General features: G+C 58.5%; 15 protein-coding genes. 10 read left to right on the forward strand and 5 right to left on the reverse strand.

Going from position 1 to position 15,379, the window contains the following annotated elements; translation table 11 throughout:
• Positions 1-10 precede the first annotated feature (10 nt).
• Both cysD and cysN read left to right on the forward strand, forming a co-directional pair.
• A complete protein-coding gene (cysD, locus tag PSTAB_RS04780) occupies positions 11-928 on the forward strand; it encodes a sulfate adenylyltransferase subunit CysD (RefSeq protein WP_011912238.1) in 918 nt (305 codons plus the stop codon).
• Between the two features lie 11 nt (positions 929-939).
• Positions 940-2,838 (forward strand): sulfate adenylyltransferase subunit CysN, encoded by a 1,899-nt coding sequence (cysN, locus tag PSTAB_RS04785; protein ID WP_013981939.1) that lies wholly within the window; start codon positions 940-942, stop codon positions 2,836-2,838.
• Between the two features lie 206 nt (positions 2,839-3,044).
• Here cysN and PSTAB_RS21085 read toward each other — a convergent pair whose 3' ends face one another.
• The 3 genes from PSTAB_RS21085 to PSTAB_RS21090 all read right to left on the reverse strand — a co-directional run bounded on the left by PSTAB_RS21085 (position 3,045) and on the right by PSTAB_RS21090 (position 5,782).
• Positions 3,045-3,599, reverse strand: a complete 555-nt coding sequence (locus tag PSTAB_RS21085; RefSeq protein WP_080564968.1) for an REP-associated tyrosine transposase — start codon at positions 3,597-3,599, stop codon at positions 3,045-3,047.
• 1,252 nt (positions 3,600-4,851) lie between these two features.
• Positions 4,852-5,193 (reverse strand): hypothetical protein, encoded by a 342-nt coding sequence (locus PSTAB_RS21505; protein WP_148263409.1) that lies wholly within the window; start codon positions 5,191-5,193, stop codon positions 4,852-4,854.
• 109 nt (positions 5,194-5,302) lie between these two features.
• Positions 5,303-5,782 (reverse strand): pilin, encoded by a 480-nt coding sequence (locus tag PSTAB_RS21090; RefSeq protein WP_041771654.1) that lies wholly within the window; start codon positions 5,780-5,782, stop codon positions 5,303-5,305.
• Positions 5,783-6,091: 309 nt separating this feature from the next.
• Here PSTAB_RS21090 and pilB point away from each other — a divergent pair, with 309 nt between their 5' ends.
• From pilB to yacG, 5 genes are all read left to right on the forward strand, one after another.
• On the forward strand, positions 6,092-7,795 hold the full coding sequence (gene pilB / locus PSTAB_RS04800; protein WP_013981942.1) for a type IV-A pilus assembly ATPase PilB: 1,704 nt from the start codon (positions 6,092-6,094) through the stop codon (positions 7,793-7,795).
• 1 nt (position 7,796) lies between these two features.
• Entirely contained in the window at positions 7,797-9,014 is a 1,218-nt protein-coding gene (locus PSTAB_RS04805; protein ID WP_013981943.1) for a type II secretion system F family protein, read from the forward strand.
• A 2-nt stretch (positions 9,015-9,016) separates the two neighbouring features.
• Positions 9,017-9,886 carry a prepilin peptidase gene (locus PSTAB_RS04810; RefSeq protein WP_013981944.1) on the forward strand — a complete coding sequence of 290 codons (870 nt, stop codon included), beginning with the start codon at positions 9,017-9,019 and terminating at the stop codon, positions 9,884-9,886.
• Positions 9,887-10,016: 130 nt separating this feature from the next.
• Positions 10,017-10,625 carry a dephospho-CoA kinase gene (gene coaE, locus PSTAB_RS21095; protein ID WP_013981945.1) on the forward strand — a complete coding sequence of 203 codons (609 nt, stop codon included), beginning with the start codon at positions 10,017-10,019 and terminating at the stop codon, positions 10,623-10,625.
• Entirely contained in the window at positions 10,622-10,819 is a 198-nt protein-coding gene (gene yacG / locus PSTAB_RS04820) for a DNA gyrase inhibitor YacG (RefSeq protein WP_041771656.1), read from the forward strand. The genes coaE and yacG overlap by 4 nt, the downstream gene beginning before the upstream one ends.
• Before the next feature lie 12 nt (positions 10,820-10,831).
• Here the strand turns inward: yacG and PSTAB_RS04825 are convergent, their stop codons facing one another.
• A complete protein-coding gene (locus tag PSTAB_RS04825) occupies positions 10,832-11,512 on the reverse strand; it encodes an energy-coupling factor ABC transporter permease (RefSeq protein ID WP_013981946.1) in 681 nt (226 codons plus the stop codon).
• A gap of 56 nt (positions 11,513-11,568) precedes the next feature.
• Entirely contained in the window at positions 11,569-12,609 is a 1,041-nt protein-coding gene (locus tag PSTAB_RS04830; RefSeq protein ID WP_013981947.1) for an NADP(H)-dependent aldo-keto reductase, read from the reverse strand.
• Between the two features lie 419 nt (positions 12,610-13,028).
• Between PSTAB_RS04830 and rplM the strand changes: the two genes are divergently transcribed.
• The 3 genes from rplM (at position 13,029) to PSTAB_RS04845 (ending at position 15,219) form a co-directional block, all read left to right on the forward strand.
• Positions 13,029-13,457: a 50S ribosomal protein L13 gene (gene rplM / locus PSTAB_RS04835; RefSeq protein WP_003287302.1), complete on the forward strand. Its 429-nt coding sequence runs from the start codon at positions 13,029-13,031 to the stop codon at positions 13,455-13,457.
• Positions 13,458-13,472: 15 nt separating this feature from the next.
• Entirely contained in the window at positions 13,473-13,865 is a 393-nt protein-coding gene (gene rpsI / locus PSTAB_RS04840; RefSeq protein ID WP_013981948.1) for a 30S ribosomal protein S9, read from the forward strand.
• 151 nt (positions 13,866-14,016) lie between these two features.
• A complete protein-coding gene (locus tag PSTAB_RS04845; RefSeq protein ID WP_003282047.1) occupies positions 14,017-15,219 on the forward strand; it encodes an ISL3 family transposase in 1,203 nt (400 codons plus the stop codon).
• The last annotated feature ends 160 nt before the right edge of the window (positions 15,220-15,379 follow it).

The raw sequence follows: 15,379 nt of genomic DNA on the forward strand, positions 1-15,379 counted from the left end.
GTGAGTAGCCATGGTCGACAAACTGACGCATCTGAAACAGCTGGAGGCGGAAAGCATCCATATCATTCGCGAGGTTGCTGCGGAGTTCGGCAACCCGGTGATGCTCTATTCCATTGGCAAGGATTCGGCCGTGATGCTGCACCTGGCGCGCAAGGCCTTCTTCCCGGGCAAGCTGCCGTTTCCTGTGCTGCATGTCGATACACGCTGGAAATTCCAGGAGATGTACCGTTTCCGCGAGAAGATGGTCAGCGAGATGGGGTTGGACCTGATCACCCACATCAACCCGGACGGTGTGGCGCAGGACATGAACCCCTTCACCTATGGCAGCGCCAAGCACACCGATGTGATGAAGACCGAGGGCCTCAAGCAGGCGCTGGACAAGTACGGCTTCGACGCCGCCTTCGGTGGTGCTCGCCGCGACGAGGAAAAGTCCCGCGCCAAGGAGCGCGTCTACTCCTTCCGTGACAGCAAGCACCGCTGGGACCCGAAGAATCAGCGCCCCGAGCTGTGGAACCTGTACAACGGCAAGGTGAAGAAGGGCGAGTCCATCCGTGTGTTCCCGCTGTCGAACTGGACCGAGCTGGACATCTGGCAGTACATCTATCTGGAGCAGATCCCGATCGTGCCGCTGTACTTCGCTGCCGAGCGCGAAGTGGTCGAGCTCAATGGCACCCTGGTGATGATCGATGACGAGCGAATCCTCAGCTACCTCACGCCCGAACAGAAGGCGAGCATCCACAAGAAGATGGTGCGTTTCCGCACCCTCGGCTGCTACCCGCTGACCGGTGCGGTCGAGTCCACCGCAACCACGCTGCCGGAGATCATCCAGGAAATGCTCCTGACCCGGACCTCCGAACGCCAGGGCCGCGTCATCGACCACGACGCCACGGGCTCGATGGAAGAAAAGAAACGCCAGGGTTACTTCTAAGGAAACGCATCATGAGTCACCAATCCGATCTGATCAGCGAGGACATCCTCGCCTACCTGGCGCAACACGAGCGCAAGGAACTGCTGCGTTTCCTGACCTGCGGCAACGTCGATGACGGCAAGAGCACGCTGATCGGCCGCCTGCTGCACGACTCGAAGATGATCTACGAGGACCACCTCGAAGCCATCACCCGCGACTCGAAGAAGGTCGGCACTACCGGCGAAGACGTCGATCTGGCGCTGCTGGTGGATGGCCTGCAGGCCGAGCGCGAGCAGGGCATCACCATCGATGTGGCGTACCGTTATTTTTCCACCGCCAAGCGCAAGTTCATCATTGCCGATACTCCTGGCCACGAGCAGTACACCCGCAACATGGCCACCGGCGCGTCCACCTGCGACCTGGCGATCATTCTGGTCGATGCGCGCTATGGCGTGCAGACCCAGACCAAGCGTCACAGCTTCATCACCTCGCTGCTGGGCATCAAGCACATCGTCGTCGCCATCAACAAGATGGACCTGATGAACTTCGATCAGGACGTGTTCGAGCGCATCAAGGCCGACTACCTGGCATTCGCCGAGCGTATCGAGCTGAAGCCGTCGTCCCTGCACTTCGTGCCGATGTCGGCGCTCAAGGGCGATAACGTGGTCAATCGCAGCGAGCGTGCGCCCTGGTACCAGGGCCAGTCGCTGATGGAGATTCTCGAGAGTGTCGAGATCGCAGGGGACCGCAACTTCGATGATCTGCGCTTCCCGGTGCAGTACGTCAATCGCCCCAACCTCAACTTCCGCGGTTTCGCCGGGACCCTGGCGAGCGGCATCGTGCGCAAGGGCGACGAGATCGCCGTGCTGCCGTCCGGCAAGACCAGTCGAGTCAAGTCCATCGTCACCTTCGATGGTGAACTCGAGCAGGCGACCCCTGGCGAGGCTGTCACCCTGACGCTGGAAGACGAGATCGACGTTTCCCGCGGCGACATGCTGGTGCATGCCGACAGCCGCCCGCGTATCGCCGACAGCTTCGAGGCGATGCTGGTGTGGATGGGCGAAGAGCCGATGCTGCCGGGCAAGAAATACGACATCAAGCGCGCTACCAGTTACGTGCCGGGCTCCATCGCAAGCATCAGCCATAAGGTGGATGTGAACACGCTGGAGAAGGGCGCTGCGAGTAGCCTTCAGCTCAACGAGATCGGCAAGGTCAAGGTCAGCCTGGACGCGCCGATCGCTCTGGACGGCTACGCACAGAACCGCACCACCGGTGCCTTCATCGTCATCGATCGCCTCACTAATGGCACCGTCGGCGCCGGCATGATCATCGCCGACCCGGTTGCCCATGGATCGGGCGGTCATCACGGTGCGCTGGCGCATGTTTCAACGGAAGAGCGCGCCACACGCTTCGGTCAGCAGCCGGCAACCGTGCTGTTCACCGGGCTTTCCGGCGCCGGCAAGAGCACCCTGGCCTATGCGGTGGAGCGCAAGTTGTTCGATATGGGGCGTGCGGTTTACGTCCTCGACGGCCAGAACCTGCGCCACGACCTGAACAAAGGCCTGCCGCAGGATCGCGCCGGCCGCACCGAAAACTGGCGCCGTGCCGCCAATGTGGCACGTCAGTTCAACGAGGCAGGCCTCCTAACGCTCGCCGCATTTGTCGCTCCAGATGCCGAAGGTCGCGAACAGGCCAAGGCGCTGATCGGCACCGATCGGGCTATCACCGTTTATGTCCAGGCTTCACCGCAGGCCTGCCAGCAGCGCGATCCGCAGGGGTTGTACGCGGCAGGCGGCGACAACATCCCGGGCGAGTCCTTCCCCTATGATGTGCCGGTGAATGCTGATCTGGTGATCGACACGGAGTCGCTTACGGTGGAAGAAAGTGCCAAACAGGTGATTGATCTGCTGCGCAAGCGTGGCGCTATCTAAGCGAGCAATCTGTGGAAACGATGACGCCCTGCCCCTGCAGGGCGTTTTTGTTTGAGTCGGTTACCGCCTCCCCGCAAATGCCAAGCAGGCGTAGGTTGGAATAGCCGAAGGCGAATTCCGACGTTCGAAATGCGGGTACGGTTATGGTATCGGCCGGAGGGCGTGCCATTCGCGGTAACGATGGAATCGCCTCTGGCGATTCCATCCTACGAAAAGCGATCCGCCATACCTCGCTCATTTCCCGGCACGAGAAGCTTCGCGTCGCCCGCCCAATCTGCAGGGTACAGCCCAGCACGCACGTCACGATGAAAGCTCGAATAGGGCCAGTCCCCTACGCGTCGAACCAGGCCATGTTTGAGTGGATTTACATACACATAATCCACATGACGCCGGAGGTCGGTTTCGTTACGGATGAGATGTTCCCAATAACGCCGCTGCCAGATTCCACGCTCGCCTCGCTGCAGGCGCACGGCTGACCGATATTCGTCAGGAGGCAAGGCGCGGCTGAAGAACGTCTTGATCAAGCGCCAACGCAGGGGATAGGCCGCGTCACCCGGCGGCAGTGTCCAGACACAATGCATATGCTCGGGCAGTACCACCCAGGCATCGATGGTAAACGGATGGAGTCGATGCACGCGTCGGACCGAAGTTCGAAGCAGATCGATATGCCGGACCAGTAGATCATTACCGCGGCGCTGCAAAAGGTTGACGGTGAAAAACCAGCTCGCGCCTGGAGCCAGGGCTCGACGATAGTTAGGCATCCTTGCCTCTCCGACATATTCATGGACCCGAAGTGTAGGCGGGATCAATCGGCAGCGATGTGGCCCATTCGCGGTAACGACGGAAGCGCCTTTGGCGATTCCATCCTACGAAAGCCAATTTGCCGTCCCGCGATGCCCAGCCAACGTAGGTTGGATTAGCCAAAGGCGTAATCCGACGTTCGAGAGGGTCCGGGCGATGGAGGTGCTTGGCCGGGCGGACGTGGCCCATGCCGCGGCAACCGATGGAAGCGCCATACGAACCGCAACCAACGCCCGGTCAACGTAGGTTGGAATAGCCGAAGGCGTATTCCGACGTTCGGGAGGGTCGTACCGCGGTGAGGTGTTTGGCCGAGAGGACGTGGCCTATGTCGCGGCAACCGACGGATGCGCCTCCGGCGATTCCATCATTCGAAAAGCGATCCGCCGCACCGCGGGTGGCCACAAACAGCAAAATGCCCCGCACGAAGGCGAGGCGTTTAGTTTGCAATGGCGGGTGCTGTAGGTCGCAATGAATGACGGATTACGCTTCGTTAATCCATCTTACGAATTACAGGGCTAATCCACCTTACGAATCGATCCGCCTTACCGCGTTAGCCGAAGGCGTAATCCTACGTTCGAGAGGGTGGGTGCGGTTGCGGTGTTGGACGGTGGATGCAGCCGGTTCGCGGCAAACGACGGAAGCGCCTCTGGCGATTCCATCATACGAAGGTGAACCGCCGTACCGCGATGCCCACCGCCGTACCGCGGTTCGGAAAAACGATCCGACGATCCGCGACGCCCAGTCAACGTAGGTTGGATTAGCCGAAGGCGTAATCCGACGTTCGAGTGGGTTGGCGCGGTTGCGGTGTTGGGCGGTGGATGCAGCCGATTCGCGGTAACCGACGGAAGCGCCTTCGGCGATTCCATCATACGGAAAGTGATCCGCCATACCGCGATTACGGAAAGCGGTTCGCCGCCCGCGATGCCCAGGCAACGTAGGTTGGATTAGCCGAAGGCGTAATCCGACGTTCGAGTGGGTAGGTGCGGTTGCGGTGTTGAGTGGTGGATGCAGCCGGTTCGCGGTAAACGATGGAAGCGCCTTCGGCGATTCCATCATACGGAAAGCGTTTCGCCGCTCCGCGATGTCCAGGCAACGTAGGTTGGATTAGCCGAAGGCGCAATCCGACGTTCGAGTGAGTGGGTGCGGTTGCGGTGTTGGGTGGTGGATGCAGTTGGTTCGCGGTAACCGATGGAAGCGCCTTTGGCGATTCCATCATACGAAAAGCGATGCGTCGATCCGCGATGTCCAGCCAACGTAGGTTGGATTAGCCGAAGGCGTAATCCGACATTCGAGTGGGTGGGTGCGGTTGCGGTGTTGGGCGGTGGATGCAGCCGATTCGCGGTAACCGACGGAAGCGCCTTCGGCGATTCCATCATACGGAAAGTGATCCGCCATACCGCGATGGACGATGGATATCGCCGTTTCGTGGCAAACGACGGAAGCGCCTTCGGCGATTCCATCATACGGAAAGCGATCCGTCATACCGCGATGCATCGATTCGCCACCTCCAAACAGCAAAACGCCCCGCACGAAGGCGAGGCGTTTAGTTTGCAATGGCGGATGCAGTAGGTTCGCGGTGAACGACGGATTACGCTTCGCTAATCCATCTTACGAATTGATCCGCCTTACCGCGTTGATCCGCCGTACCGCGGTCGTGTGGATGTTAGCTGCCGGAGATTGTACCAGTACAAACTTTTGGCTTGAGATCATTGTCCACATTGGTATTGCAAGTCCACGTACCGGTTACTCCGGCGTTCGTATCAGCAGCGCGAGCCCATTGAATGCTCCGACCGTTGACCTGAGGATTACCTTTGAGCGCACAAGTCACAGTTGACTGCCCAGTGGTTGCAACACTAGTTGTGATATCACAACGGGTTGTCGACGCTTTGCTTAGACCAACCAGCAACACATGTGCATCTGTAGCGCCAGACATTGCTGTTGCATCTGCTGCAGAAATGCCCTCTGCTAGCTTTGCTTCAATATTTACTTTTGCGGGTGTGATCTCGGCAAGCGCCGCGGCCGCCTGAGAACGTGCCGTGTAATTTTGATAAGCCGGCAACGCCACCGCAGCCAAAATCCCGATAATCGCCACAACGATCATCAATTCAATAAGGGTAAAACCCTTCTGCATCTGAGCTTTCATTTGTATCTCCTTAAGTGTTAAGGCTGTGAGCCTGACAGAGCTAAAGCAGTTGGCGTGCCAGCTCTCGTTCGTCGTGAGCGCAGCGGCCAATACTGTGAAGTGCCTCAACCTCTTGCTGCCACTGAGAGCTGTACCCCGAGCGCAACCCGCTTTCCTTGGCCCCATGTACCGATACCAAGCCGCGATATTGCACTTCAACCTGGACTCTTTGCGGGCTATATGTGACCAATAACGTCACTTGCCGCCGCCCTTGTTTGCAGCCACCGGCATCTACGCTATAAGGCGGGCATAGATTGGAGCGAGGCCGCCATGAGCGAAAACATTTCCCTATCCGGGCTGGCACGGCAGATGGTCGTGGCCGGCGTGTTGGACGAAAAAACGGCCCAGCAGGCGCAGGCTCAAGCCGTTCGCGGCAAAACACCCTTTGTCACCTATGTAGTGCAGAACAAGTTGGCCAAAGGCCGCGCCATAGCCGAGCTTGCTTCCGATCAATTCGGTGTAGCGCTGCTGGACCTGTCTGCGCTGAACAAGGAGTCGCTGCCCAAGGATCTGATCAGTGAGAAGTTGGCCCGCCAACATCGGGTGCTGCCGCTTTCCAAGCGCGGCACCAAGCTTTATGTCGCCATCTCCGATCCGGCTAATCATCAATCGATTGCCGATATCCAGTTCAGTACCGGGCTGAGCATCGAGTCGATTCTGGTGGAAGACGACAAGCTGGGCGAGGCCATCGACAAACTGTACGAAAGCGGCGCCACCGGACTAGAGGAGCTGGGCGAAGTCGATCTGGATGGGGTCGATGTCGAGTCCGTCACCGAAGATGGAAAAGCTGAGGAAGGCGGAGAGGCTGCTGACGACGCCCCTGTAGTGCGCTTCGTCAACAAGATGCTGCTCGACGCCATTCGTGGTGGCTCGTCCGATTTGCACTTCGAGCCCTACGAAAAAGCCTACCGCGTGCGGCTTCGCACGGATGGCATCCTGCATGAGGTCGCGCGTCCGCCGATTCAGCTTGCACCGCGAATTTCTGCGCGCCTAAAGGTCATGGCCGGGCTGGATATCTCCGAGCGGCGTAAGCCGCAGGATGGCCGGATCAAGATGAAGCTGTCTAAGACCAAGGCCATCGATTTCCGCGTAAATACGCTACCCACCCTATGGGGCGAGAAAATCGTGATGCGTATCCTCGACCCGTCCAGTGCGCAGATGGGGATCGATGCCCTGGGTTACGAGGAAGAACAGAAAGAGCTCTACATGAATGCCTTGCGCCAGCCACAAGGCATGATCCTGGTTACCGGCCCGACTGGGTCGGGCAAGACGGTTTCGCTGTATACCGGTCTGAATATCCTCAATACCGTGGACGTGAACATCTCCACCGCGGAAGACCCAGTGGAGATCAATCTGGAGGGTATTAACCAGGTCAACGTAAACCCGCGCCAAGGTATGGACTTCGCTCAGGCCCTCCGTGCCTTTCTACGTCAGGACCCGGACATCATTATGGTGGGCGAGATCCGCGATCTGGAGACCGCCGAGATTGCGATCAAGGCGGCGCAGACGGGCCATATGGTAATGTCGACACTTCATACCAATAGCGCTGCGGAAACCCTGACGCGTCTGCGCAACATGGGGGTGCCTGCGTTCAATATCGCGACCTCCGTGAACCTGATCATTGCTCAGCGTCTGGCGCGAAAGCTTTGCAATAGCTGCAAGAAAGAGATCGATCTGCCGCGCGAGGCTCTGTTGGAAGAGGGCTTCCCCGCCGACAAGATTGGAACCTTCAAGATCTATGGTCCGGTTGGTTGCGACAATTGCAAAGGCGGTTACAAAGGTCGTGTCGGTATTTATGAAGTGGTTAAAAACACGCCGGCGTTGGCGAGGATTATCATGGAGGACGGCAATTCCATCGACATTTCCACCCAGATGCGTAAAGACGGCTTCAACGATCTGCGTACTTCGGCCCTAGTGAAGGCCATGCAGGGCGTGACCAGCCTGGAAGAAGTGAACCGGGTGACCAAGGACTAACATGGCGCAGAAAGCGATAAAAACCAGCGTGTTCACCTGGGAAGGCACCAACAAGCAGGGCGCGAAGATAAAGGGCGAGCTCAGCGGCGTGAGCCCGGCGATGGTCAAGGCCCAGCTGCGCAAGCAGGGTGTTAACCCTCAGAAGGTGCGCAAGAAGTCGGCCTCGTTGTTCAGTGCTGGCAAAAAGATCAAGCCGATGGACATCGCCCTCTTCACTCGCCAGATGGCAACCATGATGAAAGCAGGTGTGCCGCTATTGCAGTCCTTCGACATCATCGGTGAGGGCTTTGACAATCCGAATATGCGCAAACTGGTGGATGATCTGAAACAGGAGGTCGCCGCGGGTAATAGCTTCGCAACCGCACTGCGCAAGAAGCCTCAATACTTCGATGATCTCTATTGCAATCTGGTTGACTCAGGCGAGCAGTCCGGTTCGCTAGAAACGCTGCTTGATCGGGTGGCAACCTACAAGGAAAAGACCGAGGCCCTGAAGGCCAAGATCAAGAAGGCGATGAATTACCCCATTGCCGTGGTGCTGGTTGCAATCATCGTTTCGGCGATTCTGCTGATCAAGGTGGTTCCACAGTTTCAGGATGTATTCGCGAACTTCGGTGCAGAGCTTCCGGCATTCACATTGTTTGTGATTGGCATATCCGAAGCGCTTCAGGCTTGGTGGCATCTGGTTTTGCTGGCGTTGGTCGGTGCTGCCTATGCCTTCAAGACTGCTCACGGCAAGTCCGAGCGCTTTCGTAACTCGTTTGACAGGTTTCTTCTTAAAATGCCGATTGTCGGAGATATTCTCTATAAATCTGCTGTTGCGCGTTTTGCTCGCACCTTAGCTACGACCTTTGCCGCAGGCGTGCCGTTAGTGGACGCGTTAGATTCAGTTGCGGGCGCGACAGGTAACGTGGTTTTCCGTAACGCCACGCTGAAGGTAAAGAGCGATGTTTCTAGCGGTATGCAGCTGAACTTCTCCATGCGCACGACGGGTACTTTTCCGAGCATGGCGATCCAGATGACTGCCATTGGCGAGGAATCCGGCTCGCTGGATGAAATGCTAGCTAAGGTCGCGACCTTCTATGAAGACGAAGTTGACAATATGGTCGACGGGCTGACTGCCCTGATGGAGCCAATGATCATGGCGGTGCTTGGCGTGCTGGTCGGCGGTTTGATCATTGCCATGTACCTGCCGATTTTCCAACTGGGCGCTGTGGTCTAAGCATGGGGCTGCTCGATTATTTGGCCAGCCACGTGCTGGCCTTTGTTTTGTCTGCTGCAGTGCTCGGTCTGCTGGTTGGCAGCTTTCTCAATGTCGTGATTTACCGTTTGCCAATAATGATGCAGCGCGAATGGCGCATGCAGGCGCGGGAATATTTGGAGTATCCGCCCGAGCCAATTGGGGAGCGTTTCAATCTACTGGTGCCGAGTTCACGCTGCCCTCACTGCGGTCATCGTATCCGTGCCTGGGAGAACATTCCCTTGGTCAGCTGGCTGGCGCTGCGTGGAAAGTGCTCGTCTTGTCAGGCGCCGATCAGCTGTCGATATCCGTTGGTTGAGCTGGCGTGTGGCGTGCTATCCGGATACGTGGCATGGCATTTCGGTTTTTCCTGGCAGGCAGGGGCGATGCTTCTGCTGACCTGGGGGGTGCTGGCGATGAGCATGATCGATGTCGATCATCAGTTGCTGCCTGACTCGCTCGTGCTGCCGCTCTTGTGGTTAGGGTTGATTGCCAACAACTTTACTCTGTTCGCCTCTCTCGAGGATGCGCTGTGGGGGGCGATAGCCGGTTACCTGAGCCTATGGTCCGTTTATTGGCTGTTCAAGCTGGTCACAGGCAAAGAGGGTATGGGCTACGGCGATTTCAAGCTGCTGGCGATGCTTGGTGCCTGGGGCGGCTGGCAGGTTCTGCCGCTCACTATCTTGCTGTCTTCGGTGGTCGGCGCCGTGCTTGGCAGTATTTTGCTGAGGGTGCAGCGGGCTGAAAGCAGTACGCCCATTCCGTTCGGGCCGTATCTGGCGATAGCGGGGTGGATTGCGTTGCTTTGGGGCGACCGAATTACCGAAAGCTACCTCCAGTTCGCTCGCTTCTAACTGCGCTCGGTCGGTCGACCTGTCACGATCAGCTTTTCTCTGTCGTCCCATTTCGAACGCTGAGGCTTGCGCACAGCTCGCCGAGTGGTTACTACTGCGCGCGTCTTATTTGGCCTGGGATATTAGACGGATGAAGCCTTGGGTTCTCGGGTTGACCGGCGGTATTGGCAGTGGCAAGACTGCAGTGGCAAACCAGTTTGCAAATCTTGGCGTGCATGTAGTCGATGCCGATGAAGCGGCGCGTTGGGTCGTTGAGCCCGGTCGCCCGGCGTTGCGGCAGATTGCTGAGCATTTCGGCGATGCCGTACTGCTGCCAGAGGGCGGCTTGGATCGTGCTGCGCTGCGTGAGCGGGTATTTGCGAATACGGCTGAGCGCCAATGGCTCGAAAGCCTTTTGCATCCTATGATTCGCGCCGAGGTTGCGCAGCACCTGGCGGCAGCGACGTCTCCTTACGCCATCATGGTGTCTCCGTTGCTTATAGAAACCGGGCAGTATCGCCAGGTGGAGCGTGTACTGGTGGTCGATGTGCCAGATACTCTCCAGGTCGTTCGTACCGCGGCCCGTGATCAGGCAACTGAAGAGCAGGTGCGGGCGATTATTCAGGTCCAGGCCAGGCGGGAGGAGCGCCTGCGGCATGCGGACGATGTCCTTGTAAATGACCGTGATCTGGCGTGGCTCAAATCGGAAGTCGAGCGTTTGCACCGCTTCTATCTGACATTGCGAGGAGGCCAGGAATGACCGCGACTGTAGTCGAGTGCCCCACCTGCGGGGCGCCAGTGGAGTGGGGGCCTCAGAGCCCAAGTCGGCCGTTTTGCTCTGAGCGCTGCAAGCTCATCGATCTTGGGGCTTGGGCTGCGGAGGAGCACGCCATTCCCGGAAGCGATCTGGAGGATGAGCTGTTTTCCGGTGATCTGCCGCCCCGCGAGCATTGACTCGCAGCTTTCTCATTTATCTTCTTTCCAGGGCGCCTGCAGGTAGCGGCTCTGGTTGAAGCTTTCCATCCAGTCCGGATAGAAGACGACCAGCGCCGTGATTGCCGTGCCGTTGATGAACGCCTCGGGAAACATCACGAGCCAGATGTAGCCGGCAAAGTCTTCCAGCCAGGGCGGCATCGGGTAGCGGCCATCGATCAGCAGTATGCCGAGGGATGCCAGGATGCAGGCCAGGGCGGCGAGTGCCGCTGGAAAGAAGCCCGCAAAGAAGATGAAGACGAAGAGGTTGCGCGGCTGGGATCGCTCCACCAGGCGGGCGCAGATGACTGTGACAAAGACCGGGATCAACACCAGCAGCACGCCGTTGGTCCCCAGGGCGGTGAGATGCTGATGGCCGGTAAGGGTCAGGCCCAGCTGGGCTGCCAGAGCTGCGATGATCGCCAGCGGCCAGTCGAGCAGCAGAGTAACTGCCGTCAGTCCGATGAAGTGGAATGAAAGACCGGAGTCGAAGTCCCGGCGAACCAACCACAGCAGAAAGATGGCCAGCATCGCTCCGAACAGCAGGTGTTGCCGTCGCGCATCGCTGAAGAGCTCGACCCAGGGGGCGCGCCACGCCGCCCAGAGCAAGGCAAGCGAATAGATCAGCCAACCTGCGACAAGGGTGGAGGGAGCTAGGAGATGCGCGGCGATCATCCTGTCGGATCCTGTGTGTCGTTACCTGAAACTGCTGATGGCTCGTTTTTTCTGTGTCAGGGGGCCGGATTCGGTTGCGCCGTATGAATGGCGTCGATGGCTGCTAAGACTTCGTTCGACAGTGTCAGATCAAGGCTGCCGATATTGGATTCGAGCTGCTGCAGTGTCGTGGCACCGATGATATTGCTGGTGACGAAGGGCCGGGATGTTACGTAGGCAAGGGCCATCTGCGCGGGCTCCAGGCCATGCTGGTGGGCCAGGGCGACATAGCGGGAACAGGCGGCTCGTGCCTGTGGGTTGTTGTAGCGTGCGAAGCGCTGGAATAGTGAAAGTCGCGCATTCGCCGGGCAGGCGCCGTTTTCGTATTTGCCGCTCAGCATGCCGAACGCCAGTGGCGAGTATGCCAGCAGTCCGCACTGTTCACGCATGCTGATCTCCGCCAGGCCCACCTCAAAGCTGCGGTTGAGGAGGTTGTAGGGGTTTTGTATCGAGACGGCGCGCGGCCATTTGTGCGTCTCGGCCAGTTGCAGGTACTTCATGGCGCCCCAGGGGGTCTCGTTGGAAATGCCAATGTGGCGGATTCGACCGGCCCTGACTTCGTCATCAAGGGCGGCAAGCGTTTCTTCCAGAGGTGTGAAATCGTCGTCCGGCAGGTGCTGGTAGCCCAAACGCCCGAAAAAGTTCGTGCTGCGTTCCGGCCAATGCAGCTGATAAAGGTCGATCCAGTCGGTTTGCAGTCGGCGCAGGCTGTCATCAAGGGCGGTGCGAATGTGCTCACGGTTGAATCGCGGACGGCCGTTGCGAATGTGGCTGATGCCGTTGCCAGGGCCGGCGATCTTGGTTGCGAGTATCCAGTCGGCTCGATCGCCGCGGCTCTTGAAGTAGGTGCCAATGTACTGCTCGGTGGTGGCGTAGGTTTCCGGGCGCGGCGGAACGGGATACATCTCCGCAGTATCGATGAAGTTGATGCCAGCGGCTTTGGCCATGTCGATCTGAGCGAAGGCGTCAGCCTCGGTGTTCTGCTCGCCCCATGTCATGGTGCCGAGGCAGAGTGAGCTTACGTTCAGGTCGGTTCGGCCGAGCGGACGAAATTCCATGGAGTGCCTCCGGGCTGGCGAAAGTTTTAGGGATGCGAGATTAACGAAATTCGCCCAATAGATGACATGAGAGTGATCGCGACCGCCCGAAGTGCCGATGAGGCTCTGGCATATAGCGCGGTGCATGCACGCCGGCGCTTGCTGAGACGACGGGCGCTTTGGAACTCCGAGAGGATAAATGTTGGTTGCTATTTTTCTGGCAATCAGGATAATTCCGCAGCCTGTCGGCGGGGATGCCTAGCCCGTCGACGCAAGCCAATGGTAGGGGATGCCTAGCCTACCGAACCACTGCCGTGGCGGACGCGCTGACCCGAGCCCCCGATAGCGTCTGTTTCCGGCTGCCCTGTTCTTGTCAGGGCGAGCACTATTCAGTAAGATTCGCCGTCTTATTTTCAGGGCGGCCCCTGAGGCTATAACGAATGAAGACATTTACTGCTAAACCGGAAACCGTCAAGCGCGACTGGTTCGTCGTCGACGCTGCCGGCCAGACCCTGGGTCGTCTGGCAACCGAAATCGCCAGCCGCCTGCGTGGCAAGCACAAGCCGGAATACACCCCTCACGTCGATACTGGCGATTACATCGTCGTGATCAATGCTGAGCAAGTGCGTGTTACCGGTGCCAAGACCAGCGACAAGATGTACTACTCTCACTCCGGTTTCCCGGGTGGCATCAAGTCGATCAACTTCGAGAAGCTGATCGCCAAGGCGCCTGAGCGCGTGATCGAGACTGCGGTCAAGGGTATGCTGCCGAAGAACCCGCTGGGTCGCGACATGTATCGTAAGCTGAAGGTCTACAAGGGTGCCAATCACCCGCACACCGCTCAGCAGCCCCAAGAACTGAAGATTTAACGGAATAGTTCAATTATGTCGGCGACTCAAAATTACGGCACTGGCCGTCGCAAGACTGCAACCGCACGCGTCTTCCTGCGTCCGGGCACTGGCAAGATTTCCATCAACAACCGTGAGCTGGATAATTTCTTTGGCCGCGAAACTGCTCGCATGGTCGTGCGTCAGCCGCTGGAGCTGACCGAGACCGTCGAAAAGTTCGATATCTACGTCACTGTTCTGGGTGGTGGTGTCAGTGGTCAGGCTGGTGCTATCCGCCACGGTATCACTCGTGCGCTGATCTCCTACGACGAGAGCCTGCGTAGCCCGTTGCGCAAGGCTGGCTTCGTCACTCGTGACGCCCGCGAAGTCGAGCGTAAGAAGGTCGGTCTGCGTAAAGCACGCAAGCGTCCGCAGTACTCCAAGCGCTAATTCGCGCTTTCAAAGAAACGCCCAGTTTCGTTCGGAGCTGGGCGTTTTTTTTGGTTCTTCGCGGACTCTGGGGGAAGAGCGAGTTGACAGTCAGGGAAGCAGGTAAATTGGCAGTCGCCAAACACACCCTTCACCTGTCCCTGCTGTCGCCGTGCATCCTATTGATCTTGCCTCGTTCTGGCCAGGCTATGACGCCGTTGCCTGCCGTTCATCCGCCAACAACTCCCTTCTGATTGAGCTCGAGCCTCAAGCCGGTTCAGTGCCCAAGTGCGGGCGTTGTGGTCAGCTCAGTCCGTTGATTCACGAGCGCCGAATTCGTCTGGTGCGCGATCGTGATCTGTTCGATCAGCGCGTCTTGCTTCAACTACCCGTGCGCCGAGTCGATTGCCTGAACTGTGGTCGGGTGACCGAGCGGATCGACTGGCTGGAGCCTGCATCTCGCCTGACCCGGCGGTTACAGGTCTGGCTCGAAAGCTTGCTGCGGCTGCTGCCGATCAGCCACGTCAGCCAGCTCACCGGCCTGCACTGGCACACCCTCAAGACGCTCGACAAGCGCCGCCTGCAAGCCGAGGTAGGCACCTTCTATTCAAGCGGTGTCCGCCGCCTGGTGATGGACGAGTTCGCCCTGCACAAGGGGCATCGCTATGCCACGGTCATCATGGACGCCGAGCGAACACGGGTGCTGTGGGTCGGCCACGGCAACAGCCGTGAGGCGATCCGCCCGTTCTTTGAATTGCTCGGCGAGCACTGCCAGCAGATTGAGGCGGTGGCCATGGACATGAACACGGCTTTCGACCTGGAGGTGAAGAAGCATTGCCCGCAGGCCGAAGTGGTGTACGACCTGTTTCACGTCGTCGCGCGCTACGGTCGGGATGTGATCGACCGAATCCGGGTCGACCAGGCCAACCTTCTGCGCGAAGACAAGCCGGCACGAAAGGCGGTCAAGCAGAGTCGTTGGCTGCTGCTGCGCAACCGCGACAACCTGAAGGACGGACAGGCCGTGCAGTTACAGGAGCTGCTTGCTGCCAACCAGCCGTTGGCTACGGTCTATGTGCTCAAGGATGCGCTGAAGGATGTTTGGTACGCCCCCAGCGTACGAGAGGGTTGGCGACGCTGGCGAACCTGGCTGCGACATGCTCGCGAGAGCGACCTCGCGCCGCTGCAACGCTTCGCTCGCAACCTGCGCAAATACGCGCGAGGCATCCTTGCCAGTGCTCACTTCCACATGCATACCAGCGTCCTTGAGGGTGTTAACAACCGCATCAAGGTAATCAAGCGCATGGCCTATGGATTCCGGGACTCGGAGTACTTCTTCCTGAAAATCAAGGCCGCCTTCCCCGGGAAAGCGCGATGAACCTTTTTTTTGCCTTGCACTTTTGTTTTGGTGCGACAGTGTGTCGCGTGCTGGAGGGCTTGGTTTGCCTGAGGGTAAAGGCATTGTGACAGGCTATTACCTTGTCAGAAGAGGGTCTTTTCTTTACCATTTGGCGAATTTTTCGCGGCTCAATTTTACG

It is taken from the genome of Stutzerimonas stutzeri (assembly GCF_000219605.1).
Classification (GTDB): domain Bacteria; phylum Pseudomonadota; class Gammaproteobacteria; order Pseudomonadales; family Pseudomonadaceae; genus Stutzerimonas; species Stutzerimonas stutzeri.